The sequence below is a fragment of the Actinoplanes sp. NPDC026619 genome, from assembly GCF_040638295.1.
Classification (GTDB): domain Bacteria; phylum Actinomycetota; class Actinomycetes; order Mycobacteriales; family Micromonosporaceae; genus Actinoplanes.
Window position 1 is genome coordinate 179993 of sequence record NZ_JBEZYA010000021.1, and the last position, 20428, is coordinate 200420.

At 72.1% G+C, this 20428-nt stretch carries 20 protein-coding genes; 9 read left to right on the plus strand and 11 right to left on the minus strand.

All coding sequences use genetic code 11. The features are described from left to right. The first annotated feature begins 77 nt into the window (after window positions 1–77). Window positions 78–1244 (plus strand): GNAT family N-acetyltransferase, encoded by a 1167-nt coding sequence (locus tag AB0E90_RS36730; RefSeq protein WP_360416215.1) that lies wholly within the window; start codon window positions 78–80, stop codon window positions 1242–1244. On the opposite strand, the gene AB0E90_RS36735 is transcribed toward AB0E90_RS36730, so the two are convergent. Beyond that, window positions 1241–1663, minus strand: coding sequence for an SRPBCC family protein (locus tag AB0E90_RS36735; RefSeq protein ID WP_360416217.1), 423 nt, complete (start codon window positions 1661–1663; stop codon window positions 1241–1243). The two genes, AB0E90_RS36730 and AB0E90_RS36735, sit on opposite strands and share 4 nt — an antisense overlap. 23 nt (window positions 1664–1686) lie before the next feature. Between AB0E90_RS36735 and AB0E90_RS36740 the strand changes: the two genes are divergently transcribed. Beyond that, window positions 1687–2214: a TetR/AcrR family transcriptional regulator gene (locus tag AB0E90_RS36740; RefSeq protein ID WP_360416219.1), complete on the plus strand. Its 528-nt coding sequence runs from the start codon at window positions 1687–1689 to the stop codon at window positions 2212–2214. Here AB0E90_RS36740 and AB0E90_RS36745 read toward each other — a convergent pair. From AB0E90_RS36745 to AB0E90_RS36755, 3 genes are read right to left on the minus strand one after another with little or no spacing between them, the layout of a single operon-like run. Continuing rightward, complete coding sequence (locus AB0E90_RS36745) at window positions 2211–2840, minus strand: ABC-2 transporter permease (protein WP_360416221.1); 630 nt, start codon at window positions 2838–2840, stop codon at window positions 2211–2213. The two genes, AB0E90_RS36740 and AB0E90_RS36745, sit on opposite strands and share 4 nt — an antisense overlap. Beyond that, entirely contained in the window at window positions 2837–3718 is an 882-nt protein-coding gene (locus tag AB0E90_RS36750) for an ABC transporter ATP-binding protein (protein ID WP_360416223.1), read from the minus strand. The genes AB0E90_RS36745 and AB0E90_RS36750 overlap by 4 nt, the downstream gene beginning before the upstream one ends. Continuing rightward, window positions 3708–4091 (minus strand): GntR family transcriptional regulator, encoded by a 384-nt coding sequence (locus AB0E90_RS36755; protein ID WP_360416225.1) that lies wholly within the window; start codon window positions 4089–4091, stop codon window positions 3708–3710. Before AB0E90_RS36755 ends, AB0E90_RS36750 begins: the two co-directional genes overlap by 11 nt. Window positions 4092–4394: 303 nt before the next feature. Between AB0E90_RS36755 and AB0E90_RS36760 the strand changes: the two genes are divergently transcribed. Then, window positions 4395–4973 carry a 3'-5' exonuclease gene (locus tag AB0E90_RS36760; RefSeq protein WP_360416227.1) on the plus strand — a complete coding sequence of 193 codons (579 nt, stop codon included), beginning with the start codon at window positions 4395–4397 and terminating at the stop codon, window positions 4971–4973. Here the strand turns inward: AB0E90_RS36760 and AB0E90_RS36765 are convergent. Beyond that, window positions 4926–6005 carry an RNA polymerase subunit sigma-70 gene (locus tag AB0E90_RS36765; RefSeq protein WP_360416229.1) on the minus strand — a complete coding sequence of 360 codons (1080 nt, stop codon included), beginning with the start codon at window positions 6003–6005 and terminating at the stop codon, window positions 4926–4928. The two genes, AB0E90_RS36760 and AB0E90_RS36765, sit on opposite strands and share 48 nt — an antisense overlap. Here AB0E90_RS36765 and AB0E90_RS36770 point away from each other — a divergent pair. Beyond that, window positions 5929–6432 (plus strand): dihydrofolate reductase family protein, encoded by a 504-nt coding sequence (locus tag AB0E90_RS36770; RefSeq protein ID WP_360416231.1) that lies wholly within the window; start codon window positions 5929–5931, stop codon window positions 6430–6432. The two genes, AB0E90_RS36765 and AB0E90_RS36770, sit on opposite strands and share 77 nt — an antisense overlap. Before the next feature lie 41 nt (window positions 6433–6473). Here the strand turns inward: AB0E90_RS36770 and AB0E90_RS36775 are convergent, their stop codons facing one another. The 6 genes from AB0E90_RS36775 to AB0E90_RS36800 form a co-directional block, all read right to left on the minus strand. Continuing rightward, on the minus strand, window positions 6474–8033 hold the full coding sequence (locus tag AB0E90_RS36775) for a methyl-accepting chemotaxis protein (RefSeq protein ID WP_360416233.1): 1560 nt from the start codon (window positions 8031–8033) through the stop codon (window positions 6474–6476). Window positions 8034–8143: 110 nt separating this feature from the next. Beyond that, window positions 8144–9160 (minus strand): GGDEF domain-containing protein, encoded by a 1017-nt coding sequence (locus tag AB0E90_RS36780; RefSeq protein ID WP_360416235.1) that lies wholly within the window; start codon window positions 9158–9160, stop codon window positions 8144–8146. Window positions 9161–9226: 66 nt separating this feature from the next. Continuing rightward, window positions 9227–10303, minus strand: a complete 1077-nt coding sequence (locus AB0E90_RS36785) for a CaiB/BaiF CoA-transferase family protein (RefSeq protein ID WP_360416237.1) — start codon at window positions 10301–10303, stop codon at window positions 9227–9229. Continuing rightward, window positions 10300–12315, minus strand: a complete 2016-nt coding sequence (locus tag AB0E90_RS36790; RefSeq protein ID WP_360416239.1) for a 3-hydroxyacyl-CoA dehydrogenase NAD-binding domain-containing protein — start codon at window positions 12313–12315, stop codon at window positions 10300–10302. The genes AB0E90_RS36785 and AB0E90_RS36790 overlap by 4 nt, the downstream gene beginning before the upstream one ends. Then, window positions 12312–13529 carry an acetyl-CoA C-acetyltransferase gene (locus AB0E90_RS36795; protein ID WP_360416241.1) on the minus strand — a complete coding sequence of 406 codons (1218 nt, stop codon included), beginning with the start codon at window positions 13527–13529 and terminating at the stop codon, window positions 12312–12314. The genes AB0E90_RS36790 and AB0E90_RS36795 overlap by 4 nt, the downstream gene beginning before the upstream one ends. Further along, window positions 13519–14682 (minus strand): acyl-CoA dehydrogenase family protein, encoded by a 1164-nt coding sequence (locus AB0E90_RS36800; protein ID WP_360416243.1) that lies wholly within the window; start codon window positions 14680–14682, stop codon window positions 13519–13521. Before AB0E90_RS36800 ends, AB0E90_RS36795 begins: the two co-directional genes overlap by 11 nt. 62 nt (window positions 14683–14744) lie before the next feature. On the opposite strand from AB0E90_RS36800, the gene AB0E90_RS36805 reads away from it, so the two are divergent. The 5 genes from AB0E90_RS36805 (at window position 14745) to AB0E90_RS36825 (ending at window position 20403) form a co-directional block, all read left to right on the plus strand. After that, window positions 14745–15344, plus strand: coding sequence for a TetR/AcrR family transcriptional regulator (locus tag AB0E90_RS36805; protein WP_360416245.1), 600 nt, complete (start codon window positions 14745–14747; stop codon window positions 15342–15344). A 113-nt stretch (window positions 15345–15457) separates the two neighbouring features. After that, window positions 15458–16630 carry a S8/S53 family peptidase gene (locus AB0E90_RS36810; RefSeq protein ID WP_360416247.1) on the plus strand — a complete coding sequence of 391 codons (1173 nt, stop codon included), beginning with the start codon at window positions 15458–15460 and terminating at the stop codon, window positions 16628–16630. Then, window positions 16620–17186: a sigma-70 family RNA polymerase sigma factor gene (locus AB0E90_RS36815; RefSeq protein WP_360416249.1), complete on the plus strand. Its 567-nt coding sequence runs from the start codon at window positions 16620–16622 to the stop codon at window positions 17184–17186. Before AB0E90_RS36810 ends, AB0E90_RS36815 begins: the two co-directional genes overlap by 11 nt. Beyond that, a complete protein-coding gene (locus tag AB0E90_RS36820; protein WP_360416251.1) occupies window positions 17183–17623 on the plus strand; it encodes a hypothetical protein in 441 nt (146 codons plus the stop codon). Before AB0E90_RS36815 ends, AB0E90_RS36820 begins: the two co-directional genes overlap by 4 nt. Further along, complete coding sequence (locus AB0E90_RS36825; RefSeq protein ID WP_360416253.1) at window positions 17620–20403, plus strand: CHAT domain-containing tetratricopeptide repeat protein; 2784 nt, start codon at window positions 17620–17622, stop codon at window positions 20401–20403. The genes AB0E90_RS36820 and AB0E90_RS36825 overlap by 4 nt, the downstream gene beginning before the upstream one ends. Window positions 20404–20428: the final 25 nt, after the last annotated feature.

Genomic DNA, 20428 nt, shown 5'->3' on the forward strand with positions numbered 1-20428 from the left:
AGCCGTGACCCGCCGCCTGGCTGGCCTTGCGGCAGATGGCGAACGTTCGCAGGCGAGTGCCGGGCACCATGGACCAGATGAAGGAAACGGCGAGTCAGGCACCCACACTCTTCTTGATGGTGGGCCTTCCCGCGTCCGGGAAGACCAGGCGGGCGCGGGAGCTGGCGGCGGAGCGCCGAGCCCTGCGGCTCACCCCCGACGACTGGGCGCTCTCCCTCTTCGGCCAGGAAGACCGTCACCAGGAGCGGCCCGACGGCAAGCGGTGGCTCCTGGAAGGCCGGCTCGTCGTACTGGCCATCGAGGCCCTGCGACTTGGGGTCAGCGTCGTGCTCGACTTCGGACTCTGGTCGCGCGATGAGCGCTCCGCCCTGCGCTGGATGGCCGCTTCGGTAGGAGCGTCATGTGAGGTCGTGTACCTGCCGGTGGAACGCGAGGTGCAGTGGAGCCGGATTCAGCACCGCTGGAAACACACGCCGGAGCAGACGTTCCCCATGGCCGAGGCGGAGCTCGACCCCTGGCGAGACATGTTCGAGGTCCCCGACGCGAACGAGCTGTCCGGTTCGTTTCTGCCCTCCCCACCGCCCGCCGACGAGACCTGGTTCGACTGGGCTCAGCGATTCTGGCCGTCCCTCGTTCAGGGCTTGAATGATGCCGGTCCGAACCACGCCCGACGGCAGGCCGCGTTGCGTGTATGCGAGGCTGGCTCGGTGCCCTGGGAAGCCGTCACTCCGCCCCGCCCGCAGTCCGAGCCGGTCGCCCTCGTCGCCGTCGACCGCACCCGTCGCGCGGTGCTCGGCAACCTCGGGCAGCTCTACCGGTACGACCTGTCCGAGGCATACGGTCATCTGCCCAACGATGACGGCTCGTTCAACGACCGGCAGTTGGACCGGTTCCTGGCCGGCGCCGACCCGCAGCACCGCGCCTGGCTGATCACCGCGGCCGGGCGGACCGCCGGCTTCGTGATGACGATTCCCGACCCCGACGGTGGCACCTCGATCAGCGCGTTCTTCGTCGTCCGGGCGCTGCGGCGCACCGGTGTCGGGCGGGCGGCCGCGGCGCTGGCCATCGCGACGGCGCCCGGCCGGTGGAGCATCGCGTTTCAGCGCTACAACCCGGGCGTCGAGAAGTTCTGGTCGCGGGTGGCGGCCGACGCGGCCGGGGATCGGTGGGACATGCGCGACGGGCCGGTGCCGGAGAGCCGGCCGCCGGACACCTGGATCACCTTCACCACCGCGCCCGGTTAGCGGACCGCGACCGCCTGGCGGGCGAAACCCTCGGTCTCGCGGCTGATCGATCCCCGCATCATGCCGCCGAACAGCGCCGACACCACCCCCGCGGCCGGGCCGGCGGTTTCCAGGGCGAGCGTCAGCCGGGTGCCCGCGCCGGCCGTGTCGAGCAGGTGGCTGCCGATCAGGCGCAGGCCGGCCCGGCCGGTCTCCCAGGTGAACTCGCGCAGCGGGTCGAGGCGCGTCACGGTCCAGACCGCGCTGAGCTGGCCGGGCTGCTTGATCCGGGCGCTGCTGCCGACCCGCAGCTCGCCCTCGTCGAGCCGCCGCAGCCAGTGCACGGTCGGCAGGAAGGCCGGCCAGTCGTCGATCTCGGTGGTCAGGCGCCAGATCAGCTCGACCGGCGCGTCGATGTCGGTGCTCACCTCGTATCGCATGCGGTGAATGTACCATGTGGTACATGTCTGATTCCCGTGACGAGCTTCTCACCCGCGTCCTCGGCTTCGCGGCCAGTGACGGGCTGGCCGACCGCAGCCTGCGTGAGATCGCGACCGGCGCCGGCACCAGTCACCGGATGCTGCTCTACCACTTCGGCTCCCGGGAGGGCCTGCTCACGGCCGTGGTCGGCGCGATGGAGGCGCAGCAGCGGGCCGCGATGACCGCGCTGGCCGAGACCGCGGCCACGCCCGCCGAGCTGATGACCGGTGTGTGGCGGGCCGTCTCCGGCCCCGAGGTCCGGCCGTTCGTGCGGGCCTTCTTCGAGGTCTTCGCGCTCGCCACCCGGGGGGCCGCGCCGGTGCCGGGGCTCACCGCGAGTTGGCTGGACGACGCCGAGCGGGCGGGGGAGCGGCTCGGCATCACCACCGACCGGGCGATGGCGCGGCTGGGTGTCGCGGTCTCCCGGGGCCTGCTGATGGACCTGCTGGCCGGCGAGGACCCGGCCGAGGTGGACGCGGCCCACGACCTGTTCGTCCGACTTGCCGGCTAGGGCACGTGCCGGCGGTCCGTAGCGATGGCCACCGTGACGGAAGCGGCCAACACCACCGCGCCGGCCACCCAGAGCAACGGGAGCCACTTCAGGAGCGCCGCGAACGTCACTATCGTCAGGTGCAGCCGGGTGACGGCCATCATGATCAGCGCCAGCGGCAGGAAGGTGCACAGCACGCTGATCCGGCTGTATCCGAAGCGGATGAACAGCGGGAACTGGACCGCGATGCTGATCACGAAGATCTCCCACGACAACGTCAGCGAGGTCAGCAGCGTGTGCCCGCCGAACGGCACGGAGCGGACCCGCGCGATGACGAGCGACAGCGCCGTACCCACCGTGACGGTGGCGGCGAAGCACGTCAGGGCCCAGCCGTAGTGCCCGGCGAGCACCGCGCGGCGGGGGAGCGGCAGCACGGCGTAGAGGGTCTCCAGCCGGGCCTTGTCGGCGATCACGAACGGATAGGCGGAAACCACCGACGTGAGCAGCAGAACGAGGGCCGGCACGACCACGGCGGGATTGTTGCCGGACAAGACCGCAACACAAACGGCGAAGACCACAAGACCCTGGATCTTGTACGGCGCGACAGTGCGCGCATCCAGCAGGACCATCCGGGCGACGGCGCTCATGCCATCTCTCGATTCCGGCGGGGAGCACGTGCTCCGATGTGGACGGCGATCTCCTCGAGGGTCGGCGCCTCGATGAGCACGTGGCCGCCGATCAAGTCGGCCTCCTCGGTGCGGACCAGGGCCTGCGCGCCGATCGAGTTCTGCCGGACGCCGATCAGCTCGACCCCGATCAGGCCGGTCAGCTCATCCGGGCCGGCCCGCACGATCCGGTACGCCTCCAGCAGCTCGTCCCTGGTGCCGGTGCGGACGATCCGGCCGCCGTGCACGAGCGTCACGTAGTCGCCGATCCGGTCCAGGTCGGCGGTGATGTGGGTGGAGAACAGCACACTGTGCCCCTCGTCGACGAGGTAGTCGCCGATGATGCCGAGCAACTCGTCGCGGGCGACCGGGTCGAGGCCGCTGGTCGGCTCGTCGAACACGAGCAGCCGGGCCCGGTGCGACAGCGCCACCGCGATCATGAGTTTCACCGCCATGCCCCGGGACAGGTCCTTGACCCTGGCCCGCAGATCGAGCCCGAACTCGTCGAGCAGCCGGCGGTAGCGCGCGCCGTCCCAGCGGTCGTAGAACGGCCGGAGCGTCCGCTCGACCCCGGACAGCCGCCAGTCGCCGACCAGGGACGTGTGGTCGAGGACCACGCCGACGTCCTGGCGCAGCGCGACCGGGCCGGGCACCGGGCGGCCGAGCAGCTCGATCTCGCCGGCGTCGAACCGCCGCATGCCCAGCAGGCACCGGAGGATCGTCGTCTTGCCCGCCCCGTTGGCGCCGATCAGGCCCATGACGTACCCCGTCGGCAGCTCGAAGCTCACGTCCCGCAGAGCGAAAGCGCCGCTGACCGCCGCGCCCACCCCGCGCAGCGCGAATGCCTTGTCAGTGCTCACTGAAAGCTCCGATCAGACCGTCGAGGATCTGCACGACGTCGTCGCGCTGGAGGCCGGCCCGGCGGGCGGCGTCCAGCGCGGTCTGCAAACCGTCCTCGACCTGGCGCAGCAACTGCTCCCGCACCAGCTCCGAATCCAGCGGCCGGACGTAGGCGCCCTTGCCCGGCACCGTCGCGATGAAGCCCTCGGCGGCCAGCTCGGAGTAGGCCCGGGTGGTGGTGATGACGCTGATCCGCAGGTCACGAGCGAGCACGCGGACCGAGGGCAGGGCGCTGCCCTCGGCCAGCTCACCGGAGAGGATGGCGGCGCCGACCTGCTCCTTGATCTGCTGGTAGATCGGCACACCAGCGCTGTTGGACAACACCACACGCATCGACGACCCCCGTATCTGCCCGACTGTATATGCACACTATATACAGACGTGACGGTAGATCACCGCCCGATGCGGCCGTCGATCCGCTCGCGTAGCAGGTCGGAACCACTGGCGCTCGACGTCGCGCGGCGAGCGCCTCGACCAGCGTCTCCCGCTCGTCGCCCTGGTGCAGCCCGTCGTCGCGTGGATCGGCCTCGCCGCCCGTGTCGAACAGATTCGCCCGCTTACCCCGTTTCACCATGGGGTGATGATGCCCGGCGGTGCGGTGGCTTGGCGTGCGGCCTCGATGGGTAGCGTGGGCGGGTGATCGTGATCTTCGACCTCGAGTTCACCACCTGGGTCGGCGCGCAGGAGCGCGGATGGAGCAAACCGGACGAGTTCCGCGAGATCGTGCAGATCGGCGCCCTGCGGGTCGACCCCGGGACGCTGGCCGTGGACGGCGAGTTCGAGGTGCTGGTGCGGCCGGTGCGCAACCCGCGGCTCTCCGGCTTCTTCCAGCAGCTCACCGGCATCACCGAACAGGCTGTGGCGGAGCGGGGCGTCAGCTTCGCCGAGGCGCTCGACGGCTTCCTGAAGTTCTGCGACGACGCCTACACCCTGTCGTACGGCAACGACATGGTCATCCTCGGCGAGAACCTCATCCTCCAGCTCCCACCGGACGGCGAGCCGGCCGGCCCGCTGCCGCCGTTCCTGAACATCCGGCAGTACCTCAACCAGGCCCTGCCGGAAACCACGGGCCTGCCGTCGGGAGGCTTGGCCGCCGCGCTCGGCCGCCCCGGCCCGGCCGAGTCCACCCACGACGCCCTGGACGACTGCCGCTCGATCCTCGAAGCGCTACGCCACCTGCGCACCCAGGGCCGCCCGATCTTCGCCCTCGGATAGGGACTTCGCCCCGAAGGACCGGAGAACCGTGGCGTCGAAGCGGGTCAGGGCGCTGATTCGGGGGCCGCGCAGGGTCAGCACGTAAAGGCCGGCCGGGGCGCCGGAATCGTGCAGGCGGGCGACGTACGCCGGCTGGCCGTTGGCTTGTGAAGGGGTCAGGTCGAAGCGGCGGCCGGCGGCGAACAGGGCGGCGCAGAAGCGGGCGACCAGGTCGCGGCCCACGTATTCGAACGGGATCGGCGGCATCGTGATGAACACGTCGTCGGTCAGCAGTTCGACCAGCGCGGCGATGTCGGCGGCCTCCCAGGCGCGGACGAATCGTGCCAGGATCTCGGCCTCGGCCGGGGAAGCGGCGGCCGGCTCGGAAGAGAGGTGCGACAGGCCGGCTCGGGCGCGTTTCAGGGCGCTCTTGACCGAGTCGGTGGTGGTGTCGAGCATCGCGGCCACCTCGCCGGCGGGGAAGTCGAGCACGTCGCGCAGGAGCAGCACCGCGACCTGGCGGGGTGGGAGTGCCTGCAGCGCGGTGACGAAGGCCAGCGAGATGTCCTCGCGCCGCTCGTAGCCGTCCTCGGGGGTGGTGGGGAACGGGGTGAGCCAGGTGATCTCGCCGAGGCGGGTGGGCGGGATCGGGTCGACGGCCGGCACGTCCCACGCGGCGGGTGGGCGGCGGGCGGCCGAGCGGCGCAGGTTGAGGCAGCGGTTCGTGGCGATGCGGTAGAGCCAGGTGCGCACCGACGAGCGTTCCTCGAAGCCGTCGAGGCCCTGCCACGCGGCCAGCAGCGTCTCCTGCAGCGCGTCCTCCGCGTCCGGCAGCGAGCCGAGCATGCGGTAGCAGTGCGCGCGCAGCTCGCGATGGTACGGCTCGACGAGTTCCCGGAAGTCCATCCGACCCCTTTTCCGCCCCCGCGGTGTCTCCATGTCTGACATGCATAGCACCGTGAACGGAGAGACCACGATGGCAAGAATCATCGTCAGCGAAAACATCAACCTGGAGGACGCCGGGTCGGATCCGGATTCCTGGTTCGGCCGCATCAGTGACCCGGACCGGGCGGGGTGGGCGGAGGCCGGCCGCGCGGAGGCGGTTCGCAGTGCCGCGATGCTGATGGGGCGGCGCACCTACGAGTGGCTCGCCCCGCGCTGGCCGGGCCGCACCGGTGAATGGGCGGACCGGCTGAACAGCATGCCCAAGTTTGTCGTGTCGTCCACTCTCGAGTCGCCGGCCTGGTCCGGCACCACCGTCCTGAGCGGTGACGTGGCCTCGGTGGTGGGGAAGCTGAAGGCGGAGATCGACGGCGACATCGTCGTCCCGGGCAGCGCCCAGCTCGTCCGGACGCTGCTGGAGCACGACCTGGTGGACGAGTTGCAGGTGTTCGTCTTCCCGTTCCTGGCCGGCAACTGGCGGCGGACCGGCGCGGAGAAGATCGGCGACGGGGTGACGCTGCTGAGCTTCCAGAAGTGATGACGCCGCGCCGGCCATCGGATGGCCGGCGCGGCAACACCTCAGTACTTGAACGCGGCGACCAGCATGCGCAGGTCCTCGGCGGTGCGGGCCACCTCGGCCGAGGCCTGGCGGGTCTGCTCGACGCCCTCGCGGGACGTCGCCGAGGCGGTGGCCACGTCGTTGATGTTGGTGGCGATGCGGGCGGATCCGCTGGAGACCTCGCCGATGCTGCGGCTCATCTCGCCGGTGGTGGCGGTCTGCTCCTCGACGGCGCTGGCGATGGTCGTCTGGAAGTCGTTGATCTGGGCGATGACCTCGGAGATGCGGGTGATGACCTCGACCGCCCCGTCGGTGTCCTGCTGGATGGCGTTGACCCGGGCGCCGATGTCGTCGGTCGCCTTGGCGGTTTCCTGGGCGAGGTCCTTGACCTCGGAGGCGACGACCGCGAAGCCCTTGCCCATCTCGCCGGCGCGGGCCGCCTCGATGGTGGCGTTCAGGGCCAGCAGGTTGGTCTGCTCGGCGATCGAGGTGATCAGCTTGATGACGTTGCCGATCTCGGCGGACGACTCGCCGAGCTGACGGATGACCTCGCCGGCGCGGGCGGCCTCGGCCACCGCGACCGCGGCGACCTGGGCGGACTCGCTGGTGTTCTGGGCGATCTCGCGGATCGCCAGGCCCATCTCCTCCGAGCCGGCCGCGACCGACTGCACGTTGCGGGAGATCTCCTCGGCCTCGGCGGCGGCCGACGCGGTCTGCGCGTTGGTGTTGCCGGCCGCGTCGGCGATGGTGCTGGACACGGCGGAGAGCTCGGAGGACGCGCTGGCCAGCATGTCGGCGTCGGCGGCGATGGTGCTCATCGAGCCGCGCAGGGAGTCGAGGGTGCGGTCGAGGTCGGCGGCCATCGTGCCCAGCTCGTCGCGGCTGGTGATCCCGCTGCGGATGGTGAGGTCGCCGGCGGCGACCGCGTCGATGACGACGCCGAGGCGGCGGACCGGCTTGAGGATCGAGCGGACCAGCGGGATCGCCAGGGCAATCATCAGGATCAACCCCACCAGGGCAACGACCATGGCAAGCGTACGGGTGAAGCCCACCGTGTCGTCCATGCTCTTCTGTTCGGTGAGCGCTGAGGCAGTTGCGGCGTCGGTGAGGGCACCCAGCTCGTCGTCGGTGACGTGGTTGCGCTCGGCGATCTCGTCGATGTTCTTGACGGCGGCGGCCCGATTCGTCAGTGCCCCACTGGTGAACTCGGTGATGAACGCGCTGAAGTCGACGAAGTCCGGACGGATCTTGGTGAACGTGGCCAGTTGGTCGGCGGTGAGGCCGGAGGCGGCGACCGCGTCGGCGGCCTCGACGGAGGACTGGACGTCGTCCTTGACGTCCTGGGTGACGTCCTGGCCGAGCAGCGAGCGGTAGGCGTCGACCTTCAGCTCGCTCTGCCGGGTGTCCAGGTGGTGCAGCGCGGCCAGGCCGGCCTGCAGCCCGGTGATGGTGCGGCTCTGGGCGGCCAGGTTGTTCTGGCTGACCAGGTTGATGCCGGCCAGCGCGGCGAGGAGCACGGCACCGATGGCGACGATGAGCCCAAGGCGCTTGGCGACACCGATGTTGTGCAGACTCCGCATGTGCTGCCCCTTGCTGATATGCCGCCGCGTCATCGCGGTGGTCAGGTGTCAGCAGGATCGGCCCGTGACTGGCATCACTGAGACCGGCAACCGCAAAGCAACAGACTTGCTCAGGTACGGGACAGCGCCTTGTCCTCGTACATCGCGGTGTCCGCGTCACGCGTGAGGTCGTCCAGGGTGCGGGACGAGCCGGCCGGGCGGCAGGCGATGCCGATGCTGGTGCCGACCGCGACCTCGTCGCCGTCGATGACCACCGGGCGGCGGATGTCGTCGCGCAGACGGTCGGCCAGCTCGGCGGCCGTGTGCTCGTCGGCGCCCGGCATCAGCACGATGAACTCGTCGCCGCCGATCCGGCCGGCCAGGTCGCCCTCGCGCAGGCCGGTGGCCAGGCGGTGGCTCACCTCCTGCAGGAGGCGGTCGCCGACGGCGTGGCCGCGGACGTCGTTGACCAGCTTGAAGCCGTTGAGGTCGAGCACGAGCACGGCCAGGGAGCGGCCGCGCTGGGCCGCGGCGTACGCGTCGACCTGCTCGCGGTTGGGCAGGCCGGTGAGCCCGTCGTGGTGGGCCTGGTGCTGCATCGCCCGCCGGGCCAGTTCGAGCTCCCGCACCTGCCGGGCGAAGGCCTCGCCCTGGATGCCGCTGAGCACCGCCACGATCAGGCCGACCATCAGGCACATCGGCAGCTCGCCGGTGCGCAGGGCCGGGGACGGGATGACGTTCATGGCGACGACGAAACCGGCCGAGGTGACCGACCAGACGACCAGTGATCCGGCGAGCCGGTGCCGGTAGGCGCCGACCACGATCGCGATCATCAGCAGCGGCCACGCGGTCTGCCCGCTGTAGCCCTGGGCCCAGACCACGATGCCCATCACGGTGCTGGTGTCGATGCCGACCTGGATGGCGCTGTAGGCGGAGTACCGTGGGCCGGTCGGCCGCCGGAAGTTGATCGCCGCGACCACGTTGCCGCAGACCATCAGGAACACCCCGAGGATGCACGAGGTGCGCAGCGTCGGCGGCACGTGCTCACTGGCCGGGCCGAGCGCTCCGGCCAGGAAGATCAGCGTGCAGACCAGGCCCAGACCGCGCGCCACGAAGGCGGCGCCCTCGAGGGTGCGCCGCTTTCGCATTACGGAAGGTTCCATGCTCGCGCTCATCCCCGGAGATTTCGGCGTCCGGGGCCCGCGCCTGAGGAGTTACCAGGTTGCAAGGACCTCGTCGACGGTGGTCTCGGCCAACGGTGCTGGTATCGGAGGCGGGGTGCGGCCGAAACGGGGGGCCGGCACCGGCTGGACGACGCCGCCGATCTCGGCGAACGAGCCGCGGGCACGATTGTGCGGGTGGTCCGGCGCTTCGAAGGGGGTCAGGACCGGCGCGACGCAGGCGTCGGTGCCGGCGAAGACGGCCGCCCACTCGTCCCGGGTCTTCGTGGCGAAGACCGAGGAGAACCGATCCCGGAGTACGGGCCAGCCGTCCCGGTCGTACTGGGCGGGCAGATCCTCGCCGGAAAGGCCCAGCCCGGCGAGCAGGGCGGCGTAGAACGGCGGTTCGAGGGCGCCGACCGCGACGTAACCGCCGTCCGCCGCCGGGTAGGTGTCGTAGAACGGCGAGCCGCCGTCGAGCAGATTCTCGCCGCGCGGGAACGGCCACATACCGGCCGCCTCCATGCCGTGGATGAACGTCATGAGCAGCGCCGACCCGTCGACCATGGCGGCGTCGACGACCTGGCCCCGGCCGGAGCGCTCCCGTTCGAGCAGGGCGGCGAGGATGCCGAGGGCCATCAGCATGCCGCCGCCGGCGAAGTCGCCGATCAGGTTGAGCGGCGCGTGCGGCCGGACACCGGCTCGCCCGATCGGTTCGAGCGCGCCGGCGATCGCGATGTAGTCGATGTCGTGCCCGGCGCGTGGAGCAAGGGGCCCGTCCTGACCCCAGCCGGTCATCCGCGCGTACACCAGCCTGGGGTTGATCTTCTCGGTTTGCTCGGGTCCGACGCCGAGGCGCTCGGTGACGCCCGGGCGGAAGCCTTCGACGAAGACGTCGGCCTTCGCGATCAGGCGGGACAGCTCGGAGATGCCGGCCTGGGTCTTGAGATCGAGCGTGACCGCCCGGCGGCCGCGCTGCAGCGGGCCGGGCGGCGGCGCGATGCCGTTGCCGCCGGGCCGGTCGACCAGCACGACGTCGGCGCCGAGGTCGGCGAGGATCATGCAGCCGAACGGGGCGGGCGCGAGGCCGGCGAGCTCGACGACCCGAATGCCGGAAAGTGGCCCGCTCATGCGGTTGCGAACCGGTCGCCGTAGCGCTTGGCCAGCTGGGCGGCGCGCCCGTCGAAATCGTCGTGCTGCTTGGCGAAGCGCAGCACGCCGCCGGTCCAGGCCGGGTAGCCGATGCCGAGGATCGAGCCGACGTTGCCGTCCTCCTCGGTGCGCAGGACGCCTTCGGCGAGACAGCGCTGCGCGTCCAGGGCCTCGGCGAACAGGAACCGGTCGCGGAGATCATCGAACGGAACCCCGCGGCCTTCGGGGGTGGCGAGCTGGGCGAGGCCGTCCCAGAGGCCGGTCCGCCTGCCTTGTGGGGTGTACGCGTAGAAGCCACGCCCGCCGGCCCGCCCGGGGCGGTCGTGCTCGTCGACCATCCGGTCGACCAGGTCGTGCGAGGGCTGCCGCTCGAAGGCGTCGCCGGCCGCCGCCTCGAACTGCCGCCGGATCCGCTGGACCAGGGTGAGGCTGACCTCGTCGGCCAGGGCGAGCGGCCCGGTCGGATAGCCGGCCTGCAGCGCGGCCTGCTCGATCGACGGCGCCGGGACCCCCTCGGCGAGCATCCCGATTGCCTCGTCGATGAACTTGCCGATGACCCGGCTGGTGAAGAAGCCGCGGCCGTCGTTGACCACGATCGGCGTCTTGCCGATGCGCCGGCCGAGGTCGAACCCGCGGGCCACCGCCTCGTCCCGGGTCTTCTCGCCGGCCACGATCTCCAGCAGCGGCATCTTGCCGACGGGGGAGAAGAAGTGCATGCCGATGAAGTCGGCGGGCCGGCTGACCGAGCCGGCCAGCCCGGTGATCGGCAGGGTGGACGTGTTGGAGGCGAGCAGGGCGCCGGGCGCGAGGACCGGTTCGACCTCGGCGAACACCGCGGCCTTGAGCGCCGGGTCCTCGAAGACGGCCTCGATGACGACGTCGCAGCCGCGCAGGTCGCCGACGTCGGCGGTGGTGACGATGCCCGGTCCGGCCGCGCGGGCGGCGAGCTCGGGGGTCACGTCCTTGACGACCACTTCCAGGCCGGCCCGGGCGCACGCCGCGGCGATCCCGGCGCCCATCATCCCGGCGCCGAGCACCGCCACCTTGGTGGCCGGCAGGGTCGTCACCTGCGGACGGGCCAGCCCGCCGTTCACCGCGCGCAGGTCGAAGAAGAGAGCGCCCATCATGTTCTTGGCGATCTGGCCGGTGAGCAGGCGGATCAGGCCGCGCGTCTCGATCAGCTGGGCGGTCTCGAAGTCGACCTGGGCGCCCTCGACCGCGGTGGCCAGGATCGCCTCGGGCGCCGGCAGCCGGTTGCCCTTGAGCTGTTTGCGCAGCGTGGCCGGGAAGGCGGGCAACTGGGCGGCGAGCTTCGGGTTCGCCGGGGTGCCGCCCGGCATCCGGTAACCCGGCCGGTCCCACGGCTGGGCGGCGTCCGGGTTCGTGATGATCCACTCCCGGGCCAGGGTGATCAGCTCGGCCTCGGTCGACGCGATCTGGTCGACCAGGCCGTTCTCCTTCGCGTCGGCCGGTTTGAACCGCCGGCCGGTGAGCAGCCAGGTCATCAGGGCCGGGGCGATGCCCAGGAGGCGGACCGTGCGGGTCACCCCGCCCGCGCCCGGCAGCAGGCCGAGCGTGACTTCCGGGAATCCCAGGCGGGTGCCCTTCGCGTCGAGCGCGATCCGGTGGTGGCACGCGAGGGCCACCTCCAGGCCACCGCCGAGCGCCGCCCCGTTGATCGCCGCCACGACCGGCCGGCCATAGGTCTCGAGCCGCCGGAAGTCCCGCTTGATCGTGGTGAGCAGCGCGAAGAGCTCCGGCACGTCGGCGTCGGTGATCCGGCTCATCATCGGCACGTCGCCGCCCGCGAAGAACGTCGTCTTCGCGCTGGTCACGATCACGCCGGTGACGTCGTCCCGCTCGGCCTCGAGGCGGTCCAGCGTCGCGGTCATCGCGGCCGCGTAGGCGAGGTTCATCGTGTTCGCGGACTGGTCCGGGTCGTCGATGGTGAGGGTGACGATCCCGTCCGCCGCACGCTCGTAACGGATCATGAAAGCCTCTCGATCACGGTGGCGACGCCCATGCCGCCGCCGATGCACAGGGTGATCACGGCGCGGCGCTGGTCGCGCCGTTCGAGCTCGTCCAGGGCGGTGCCCAGCAGCATCGCGCCGGTCGCGCCGAGCGGGTGGCCGAGGGCGATCGCGCCGCCGTTGACGTTGACCTTCTCCGGGTCGAGGCCGAGGTCCCGCTCGTACTTCAGCACGACCGCCGCGAACGCCTCGTTGATCTCGAAGAGGTCGATGTCGCTGATCTGGAGCTTCGCGACCGCGAGTGCCTTTTGCGTTGCCGGGATGGGTCCGGTCAGCATGATCGTCGGGTCGGCGCCGGTGACCGCCGCTGCGACAATTCGGGCTCGGGGGGTCAGCCCAGTCCTTTCGCCGTATTCCGCGCTGCCGATCGCGACCAGTGCCGCACCGTCCACGATTCCCGACGAATTGCCGGCGTGGTGGACGTGGTTGATCTTCTCGACCCAGTGGTATTTCTGCAGCGCCACGGCGTCGAAGCCGGCCGCCTCGCCGATCGCCGCGAACGAGGCCTTGAGCTTGGCCAGGCCCTCCCGGGAGGTGTCCGGGCGGGGGTGCTCGTCCGCGGCCAGGACGGTCAGGCCGTTCGCGTCGGTCACCGGGATCAGCGAGCGGGCGAAATGGCCGCCGGCTGCGGCTTTCGCCGCCCGGTCCTGCGAGCGCAGCGCGTAACCGTCGACGTCGTCGCGGCCGAAGCCCTCGACCGTGGCGATCAGGTCGGCGCTGATGCCCTGCGGGACGAACCCGGTCGCGAGGCTGGTCTCCGGGTCGAGGAACCAGGCGCCGCCGTCCGAGCCCATCGGGTTGCGTGACATCGACTCGACGCCGCCGGCCAGGATCAGGTGCTCCCAGCCGCTCTTCACTCGCGCCGCGGCCTGGTTGACCGCCTCCAGGCCGGAGCCGCAGAAGCGGTTGAGCTGCACGCCGGCCACGGTGTCCGGCAGACCGGCCAGGAGCGCGGCGGCCCGGGGAAGATCGCCGCCCTGTTCCCCGATCGGCGAGACGATGCCGAGCACGAGGTCGTCGATCGCTGCGGGGTCGAGCCCGGGGTTGCGTTCCCGCAGCGCGTCGATCAGACCCGTGACCAGGGAGATCGGCTTGACCCCGTGCAGCGCGCCGTTGTCTTTGCCGCGGCCACGCGGGGTGCGCACCGCGTCGTACACGAAAGCCTCAGAGGACACGCGCGATCAGCTCCTTCATGATCTCGTTGGTGCCGCCGTAGATCTTCTGGACGCGCGCGTCGGCGTACATCTTGGCGATCGGGTACTCGGTGGTGTAGCCGTACCCGCCGAAGATCTGCAGGCATTTGTCGACCACCTCGCACTGACCCTCGGTGAGCCACAGCTTCGCCATCGCGGCGGTCGGCACGTCCAGCTCACCGCGGGCGTGCCGGGTGATGCAGTCGTCCAGGAAGATCCGCGACGCGCGGGTGCGGGTGGCGCAGTCGGCGAGGACCATCCGGGTGTTCTGGTGGGCGAACACGGTCTTGCCGAAGGCGGTGCGCTCCTTCGCGTACGCCACCGCCAGCTCGACCGCCCGCTGCATCGCCGCGACCGCGCCGACCCCGATGACCAGGCGCTCCTGCGGCAGCTGCTGCATCATCTGGAAGAACCCGCCGCCCTCGGCCCCGAGCAGGTTGGTCGCCGGCACCCGGAAGTCGTCGAAGAACAACTCGGCGGTGTCGTTGGAGTGCAGGCCGATCTTCTCGAGCAGCCGGCCGCGGCGGAACCCGGGCGGGTCGTTCTTGATCTCGGCCACCACCAGGCTGATGCCGGCCGCGCCCTGGCTCGTGTCGGTCTTGAGGGCCAGGATGACCAGGTCGGCGACGCCGCCGTTGGTGATGAACGTCTTCGACCCGGTGATGACGTAGTCGTCGCCGTCGCGCACCGCCTTCGTGCGGATCGCCTGCAGGTCGGAGCCGCCGCCGGGCTCGGTCATCGCGATCGCGCCGACCAGCTCGCCGCTGCAGAGCCCCGGCAGCCAGCGCCGCTTCTGCTCCTCGGTGCCGTACTCCACGACGTAGCCGGTCACGATGCCGCTGTGCACGGCCAGACCCAGGCTGCCCTCGCCGACGTGCTGCTGCTCGTGCAGCAGCACCGCCTCGTGGGTGAAGTCGCCGCCCCCGCCGCCGAACTCCTCCGGCACCGACAGGCCGAGCAGGCCGAGCTCACCGGCCTTCAGATAGTGCTCGCGGTCGGGATGGCCCTGCCGTTCCAGGCGCTCGGCGTGCGGCAGCACCTCCTTGGCGAAGAAGTCGCGCGCGAGCTCGGCGAGGTCGTCGTGCTCCGGCTTGTGCCACGACGGGATATACCCGTCCAGTCCGGGAGTGGGCATGGCATCACTCTTACGACTTGTTGGCAGAGTGTCAACAAGCGCCGTGCCGTAAGGTCCACTTCGTGACTGTGGACGTGGGCCAGCGCCGCCGGCTGGAGCCGGACGCCCGGCGCGAGCAGATCCTTCTCGTCGCGGTGCGACTGTTCGGCGAGCGCGGCTGGGCCGACGTCTCGACCGGCGACGTCGCGCGCGGCGCGGGCGTCGCCCGAGGCCTGGTGAACCACTATTTCGGTACGAAGAAAGAGCTGTACCTGGAGGTGATCCGGGTGATGCTGACCGTCCCGCCGTCGGCCCTGGCTCGCGTGCCACCGGGCGACCTGCCCACCCGCGCCGACTCCATCGTCTCCTGGTTCCTCGACGTGGTGTCCCGGCACTCCACCTCCTGGCTCGGCGCGATCACGGCCGGCGGGATGGCCGCCGACGCCGACGTCGACCGGGTCATCTCCGAGGCCATCGACGTCGCCGCCGACCAGGTGCTCACCGCCGTCGGCCGGCCCGGCGGCAACAGTGCCCTGCACGCGATGGCCCGCTCCTATGTCGGCCTCGCGACATCGACCGCCCGGGAGTGGCTCCAGCGTGGCGACCTCACCCGCGCCCAGGTGCACAAACTCCTCACCGCCACGCTGCTGACGATGGTGGACCAGGTGTTCCCCGACGCGTGACCGTTCGGGTGACGGTGTTCTTTGTCCAGGCTCGACACGATGGGTATCTGCGCAACCCCATCCGGCCACCTCATGGGTGACCGACGTAGACGCCCAGCCTGGAGGCGGACGACATGCGCAACGACTTCTACAGCAACGACACCCTCACGTTGGCCACGGCCGACCACAAGGAGGTCGAGCGGCTCAACGACCTTCTCGAGGAGAACGATCTCGGCCGGCCCCTCGGTCAGCCGATCGAGGCGCCCCACCCGCGCCTGATCGTGCCGGTGACCACCGCCGGGGTGACCGCGAGCCAGGTCCAGGCCAAGCTGGAGGAGCTCGGCTCCGCCGGCGAGGTGCGGCTGGACCCGACGATGGTGGCCGGCACCCGATTCCTGAACCCGCCCGGCGAGCACTTCCTCGACCCGGCCGGGCGGGACATCCCGCACGGGTTTCTCTACTCCCTGCACCCCACCGCCGCGCAGAAACCGTTGCCGTGGGAGCCGGTCCCCGGCGCGCTGCGCCGCCCGGTCGTCGCGCTGCTCGACAGCGGCGTCCAGCCGCACCCGTGGTTCCCGGCGCACGACCCGGACGACCCGTTCCTGCTGGATGCGGGGGAGCTGCCCGACCCGTGGCTCTCGCCGCTCGAGGAGCTCGGCCGGGTCGCCCGCAGCCACGGCCGCGACATCCCGCACGGTCGTGACATCCCGCACGGTCGTGACATCCCGCACGGTCCGGGTGGGGCCGACTTCGGTGAGGACCTCGGTCACGACGACGCCGAGTCCGGGCACGCCACCTTCATCGCCGGGATCATCCGGGCCGCCGCGCCCAGCGCCCGCATCCTGTCGATCAAGGTGATGAGCCCCGACGGCAAGGTCAACGAGTCCACCGTGACCAGCGCGCTGCACTGGCTGGTCCGCCACGTCGACGCGAACAATCCGCTCGACGTGATCTGCATGGCGTTCGGCCGGGAACCCGGCGACCACAGTGACCAGCAGGCCCTCACCGACATGCGGGGCCCGCTGCAACTGCTCGCCGACCGCGGGGTCGCGCTGGTCGCGTCGGCCGGCAACGACCACGTCGGCGAGGAGATCTTCCCGGCGGCGTTCCCCATGGTCACCGCGGTCGGCACCGGGTTCGGGCGGTACCACGCCGCGTTCAGCAACTACGGCGACTGGGTCGACCGCTACCGCGACGGCGTCGAGATGGTCAGCACCCTGCCGCCGGACCAGTGGGCGCACTGGAGCGGCACGTCGTTCTCCGCCGCCGCGTACGCGGGCGACCTGGCCCGCCCGCATGTGGTCTGACGCCGAGCTCGGCACCCTGCTCGAACGGGCTCGCGACGGCGACCGGGAGTCGCTGCGCGAGCTCGTCCGAGCCCTCAACCCGGTGCTGTGGCGGGTCGCCCGGGGTCAGGGGCTGGGCACCGAGGACGCTGCCGACGTGGTGCAGACCTCCTGGCTGGAACTGCTGCGGCGGCTGCACGAGATCCGTACGCCCCGGGCCGTCACCGCCTGGCTGATCACCACCACCCGCCGCGAGGCGTGGCACCGGCAGCAGCGGGCCCGGCGCGACGTTCCCGACGGCGGCATCGCCGTCGAGGCGGCGGTCGACACCGAGCCGGCGCCGGACGAGCGGCTGATGACCGACGAGCGTGACCGGGTGCTGTGGCGGCACTTCCAGGTGCTGTCCCAGCGCTGCCGGGACCTGCTGCGGGTGGTCGCCCAGGTGGACCGGCCGGACTACACGGTGATCGCCGAGGCGTTCGGCATGCCACACGGCAGCATCGGCCCGACCCGGTCCCGCTGCCTGGCCAAGCTCCGCGCCGCCCTGCTCGCCGACCCGGTCTGGGGCGCGTCATGACCGACCCGCTCGACGACCTCGACCGCGACATCCTCCATCGGATCGCCCGCTACGACCCGCCACCGCCCGACCTGGACGAACGGGTCCTGTTCGCGCTCGCCCTCACCGGCCTCGAGGACGAGGTGGCCCGGCTGGCCGAGTCGGCCGCCCCGGCCGCCCGCGCCGGCGAACGAGCCCGGACCATCACCTTCGACGCCACCAGCCGCACCGTGATGATTACCGTCCTGGAGCGACCCGACGGCCTCGTCCGCCTCGACGGCTGGCTGGCCCCGGTCGCCGCTCTGACGGTGGAGCTGCGGCTGCCGTCCCCGGCTCCGGCCCGCACCGTCACCGCCGACGAGAGCGGCCGTTTCGTCCTCGACGGCGTCCCGCACGGCCTGGCCCAGTTGGTCATCCACGGCACGCCCCGGGTGGTGACGCCATCGCTCCTGCTGTGACCGCGCCGGCCGGGCTCCCGGCCCGGCCGACCGTCACCGTGCCGCCCGGGCTTCCGGCCCGGGCCGGCCGGCTGTACGCCGCCGGCCACGCGGCCAACCAGGACGGCCGGCCGACGCTGGCGGTGCGCCGGCTGCGGGCGGCCCTGCGGCTGGCGGCGGATGCCGAACCGGGGGTACGCGGCCTGCTGCTGATCAGCCTCGCCTGGGCCGAGTCCGAGCGGGGCCGGGTCGACCTCGGCTTCCGCCTCCTCGACGAGGCCGAGCCGCTGCTCCCGCCGTCCGGCCGGGCGGTGGTGCACGGCCAGCGGGCGGTGATGTTGCGCCGCAACGGCCGTAACGACCTGGCCCTGCCCGAGTTCGACCGGGCGATCGCCGGCCTGGCCGAGCCGCTCGACCTGGTGAAGGCGCTCAACAATCGCAGCCTGCTCCATCTTGATGCCGGCCGGGTGGGTGCGGCCCGCGATGACCTGGACCGGGCGCTCCGGATCGCCCTGCGGCACGGCTTCGACCCGGTCACCCCGCTGCTGCGCGTGAACGTCGGTTGCCTCGAGGTCGTGGCCGGCAACCTGCCGGCGGCGCTGGGCGCGTTCGCGGCGGCCCGCCCCGACTACGAGCGCTTCATCCCCGGCCGCCTGTCCGGCCTCTACCTGGAGACGGCCCGCGCCCTGGTGGCGGCCGGCCTGTTCGCCGAGGCCGACCGCGAACTCGCCGACTCGGTCGCCCTGGCCACCGAACTTCGCCAGGACCACACCCGGGCCGAGGCCCTGCAGGGGAGGGCCGAGGCGGCCCTGCTGGCCGGCCGGCCCGAGGCCGCACTGGAGTGGGCGGCAGCCGCACGAGCCGATTTCGCCCGCCGCAAGAACCGTCGCCGCGCGGCCTTGGCCGACCTCCTGGCCCTGCGCGCAACTCTGGAGACCCTGACCCCCGAAAACCCCCAACCCTCAACCTCGACTTCACCTCCAGGTACGCCTCTGAGCAGCGAAAACGACCGCGCGAGGGCAGCGGCCGCTGCGGTATGGCAAACCTCAACATCAACCTCGACCTCACCTTCACCCAAGGTCAGCACGCCCACCGAGACGGCAGGGATTGGTGGGGCGGCGGCCGGGCGGGCCGTGGTTGCGGGTCGGGCGCGGCGGCTTGCGCGGGAACTGCGGCGGCTGGGGCTGGTCGAGGATGCGCTTGTTGCCACCCTCGTCGCGGCTCGGGCGACGGTTGCCGACCGGCCGCAGGTGGCGGCTCGGATGATGGCTCGGGCGGGGGTGCCGGGGCGCAGCGACCGGTTGGACACCCGGCTGCTGTGGCGGCTGGCCCGGGCCGAGGTCGAGGGGGCCGCCGGGCACGCCGGCGCGGCCTCGCGGGAGCTGGCGGCCGGGATGGCGACGCTGCACCGGTACCGGGGGCGGTTCGGGAGTCTCGATCTGCAGACCGGGGCCTCGGCGCTCGGACGCGACCTGGCCCGGGCGGGACTGGCCGGCGCCGTCGCCGACGGGCGGCCGGGTGTGGTCTTCCGGTGGTCGGAGCGGGTGCGGGCGCAGGCGCTGCGGTTGTCACCGGTACGGCCGCCGGCGGATCCGGAGTTCGCGTCGGCGCTGGAGGACCTGCGGCAGACCCGGCAGGCCATCCGGGCGGCGGAGCTCGACGGGCAGCCGGTCGGCGGGCTGCGCGGGCGGGCGGGCGCGCTGCAGCGGCGGATCCGGCAGCGCGCCTGGTCGGTTCGCGGCGGAGCGGGCGGGGCCACCGTCGTGCCGCTGGGGGCGGTGCGGGCGGCGCTGGGTGAGACGGTGCTGGTGTCGTACATCTGCGGGGGTGAAACTCTGCACGCGCTGGTAGTGGACCGCTCCGCCGTCACCCTGCATGCTCTCGGGCCGATGGCCCGGGCCGAGGAGGCCGTTCTGCGGCTTCGCGCCGACCTCGACACCGGCGCCGGACGGGCGATGCCGGAGCGGCTTGCCGCGGCCCTCGCCGCCGCCACCCGCCGGGATGCGGCGGCGTTGCAGGCGGCTGTGCTGGATCCGATTCGCGCGCTGATCGGCGACCGCGCCCTGGTAGTGGTGCCGACGGGACTGCTGATGACGGCGCCGTGGGGAATGCTGCCATCCTGCGCCGGCCGGCCGGTAACGGTCGCACCGTCGGCCACGGCCTGGCTGGCGGCCCGGGAACGCACCGCCGCACGGAGCCAGACGCGGCCGGGCCTCATGCCGCTGGGCCGGACGGCGCTGGGCCAGACGGCGCTGGGCCAGACGGCGCTGGGCCGGACGCTGCGGGGCCAGACGGTTCTGGTGGCCGGCCCGGAGATCGCGCGTGGCGCGGAGGAGGTCGAGGCGATCGCGCGGGTCCGGGTCGGCGCGACGGTGCTCACGGGCGAGGCGGCCACACCCGCGGCGACGCTGGCCGCCCTGGACGGGGCCGGGCTGGCGCACCTGGCCGCGCACGGCCGGCACGAGGTGGAGAACCCGCTGTTCTCGGCGCTGGATCTGGCGGGCGGTCCGCTGCTCGGCTACGACCTGCCCCGGCTGGCGCACGCGCCCGGCGTGGTCGTGCTGGCCAGTTGCGAGCTGGGGCTGACCGAGGTGCGGCCGGGGGACGAGACGTTCGGCATGGCGTCGGCGCTGCTCGCCGCCGGCACCGCCACCGTGGTGGCAAGCGTCGCCCGGGTGGCGGACGAGGCCGCCACCGACGCGATGATCGCTTTCCACCGGGCCCTGGCGGCCGGCCAGGCTCCGGCCGAGGCCCTGGCCGGCACGGCCGGCGGCACCGGATTCGTCTGCCTCGGCGCCTGAACGGCAAACCGGGCCCGAAATCCTG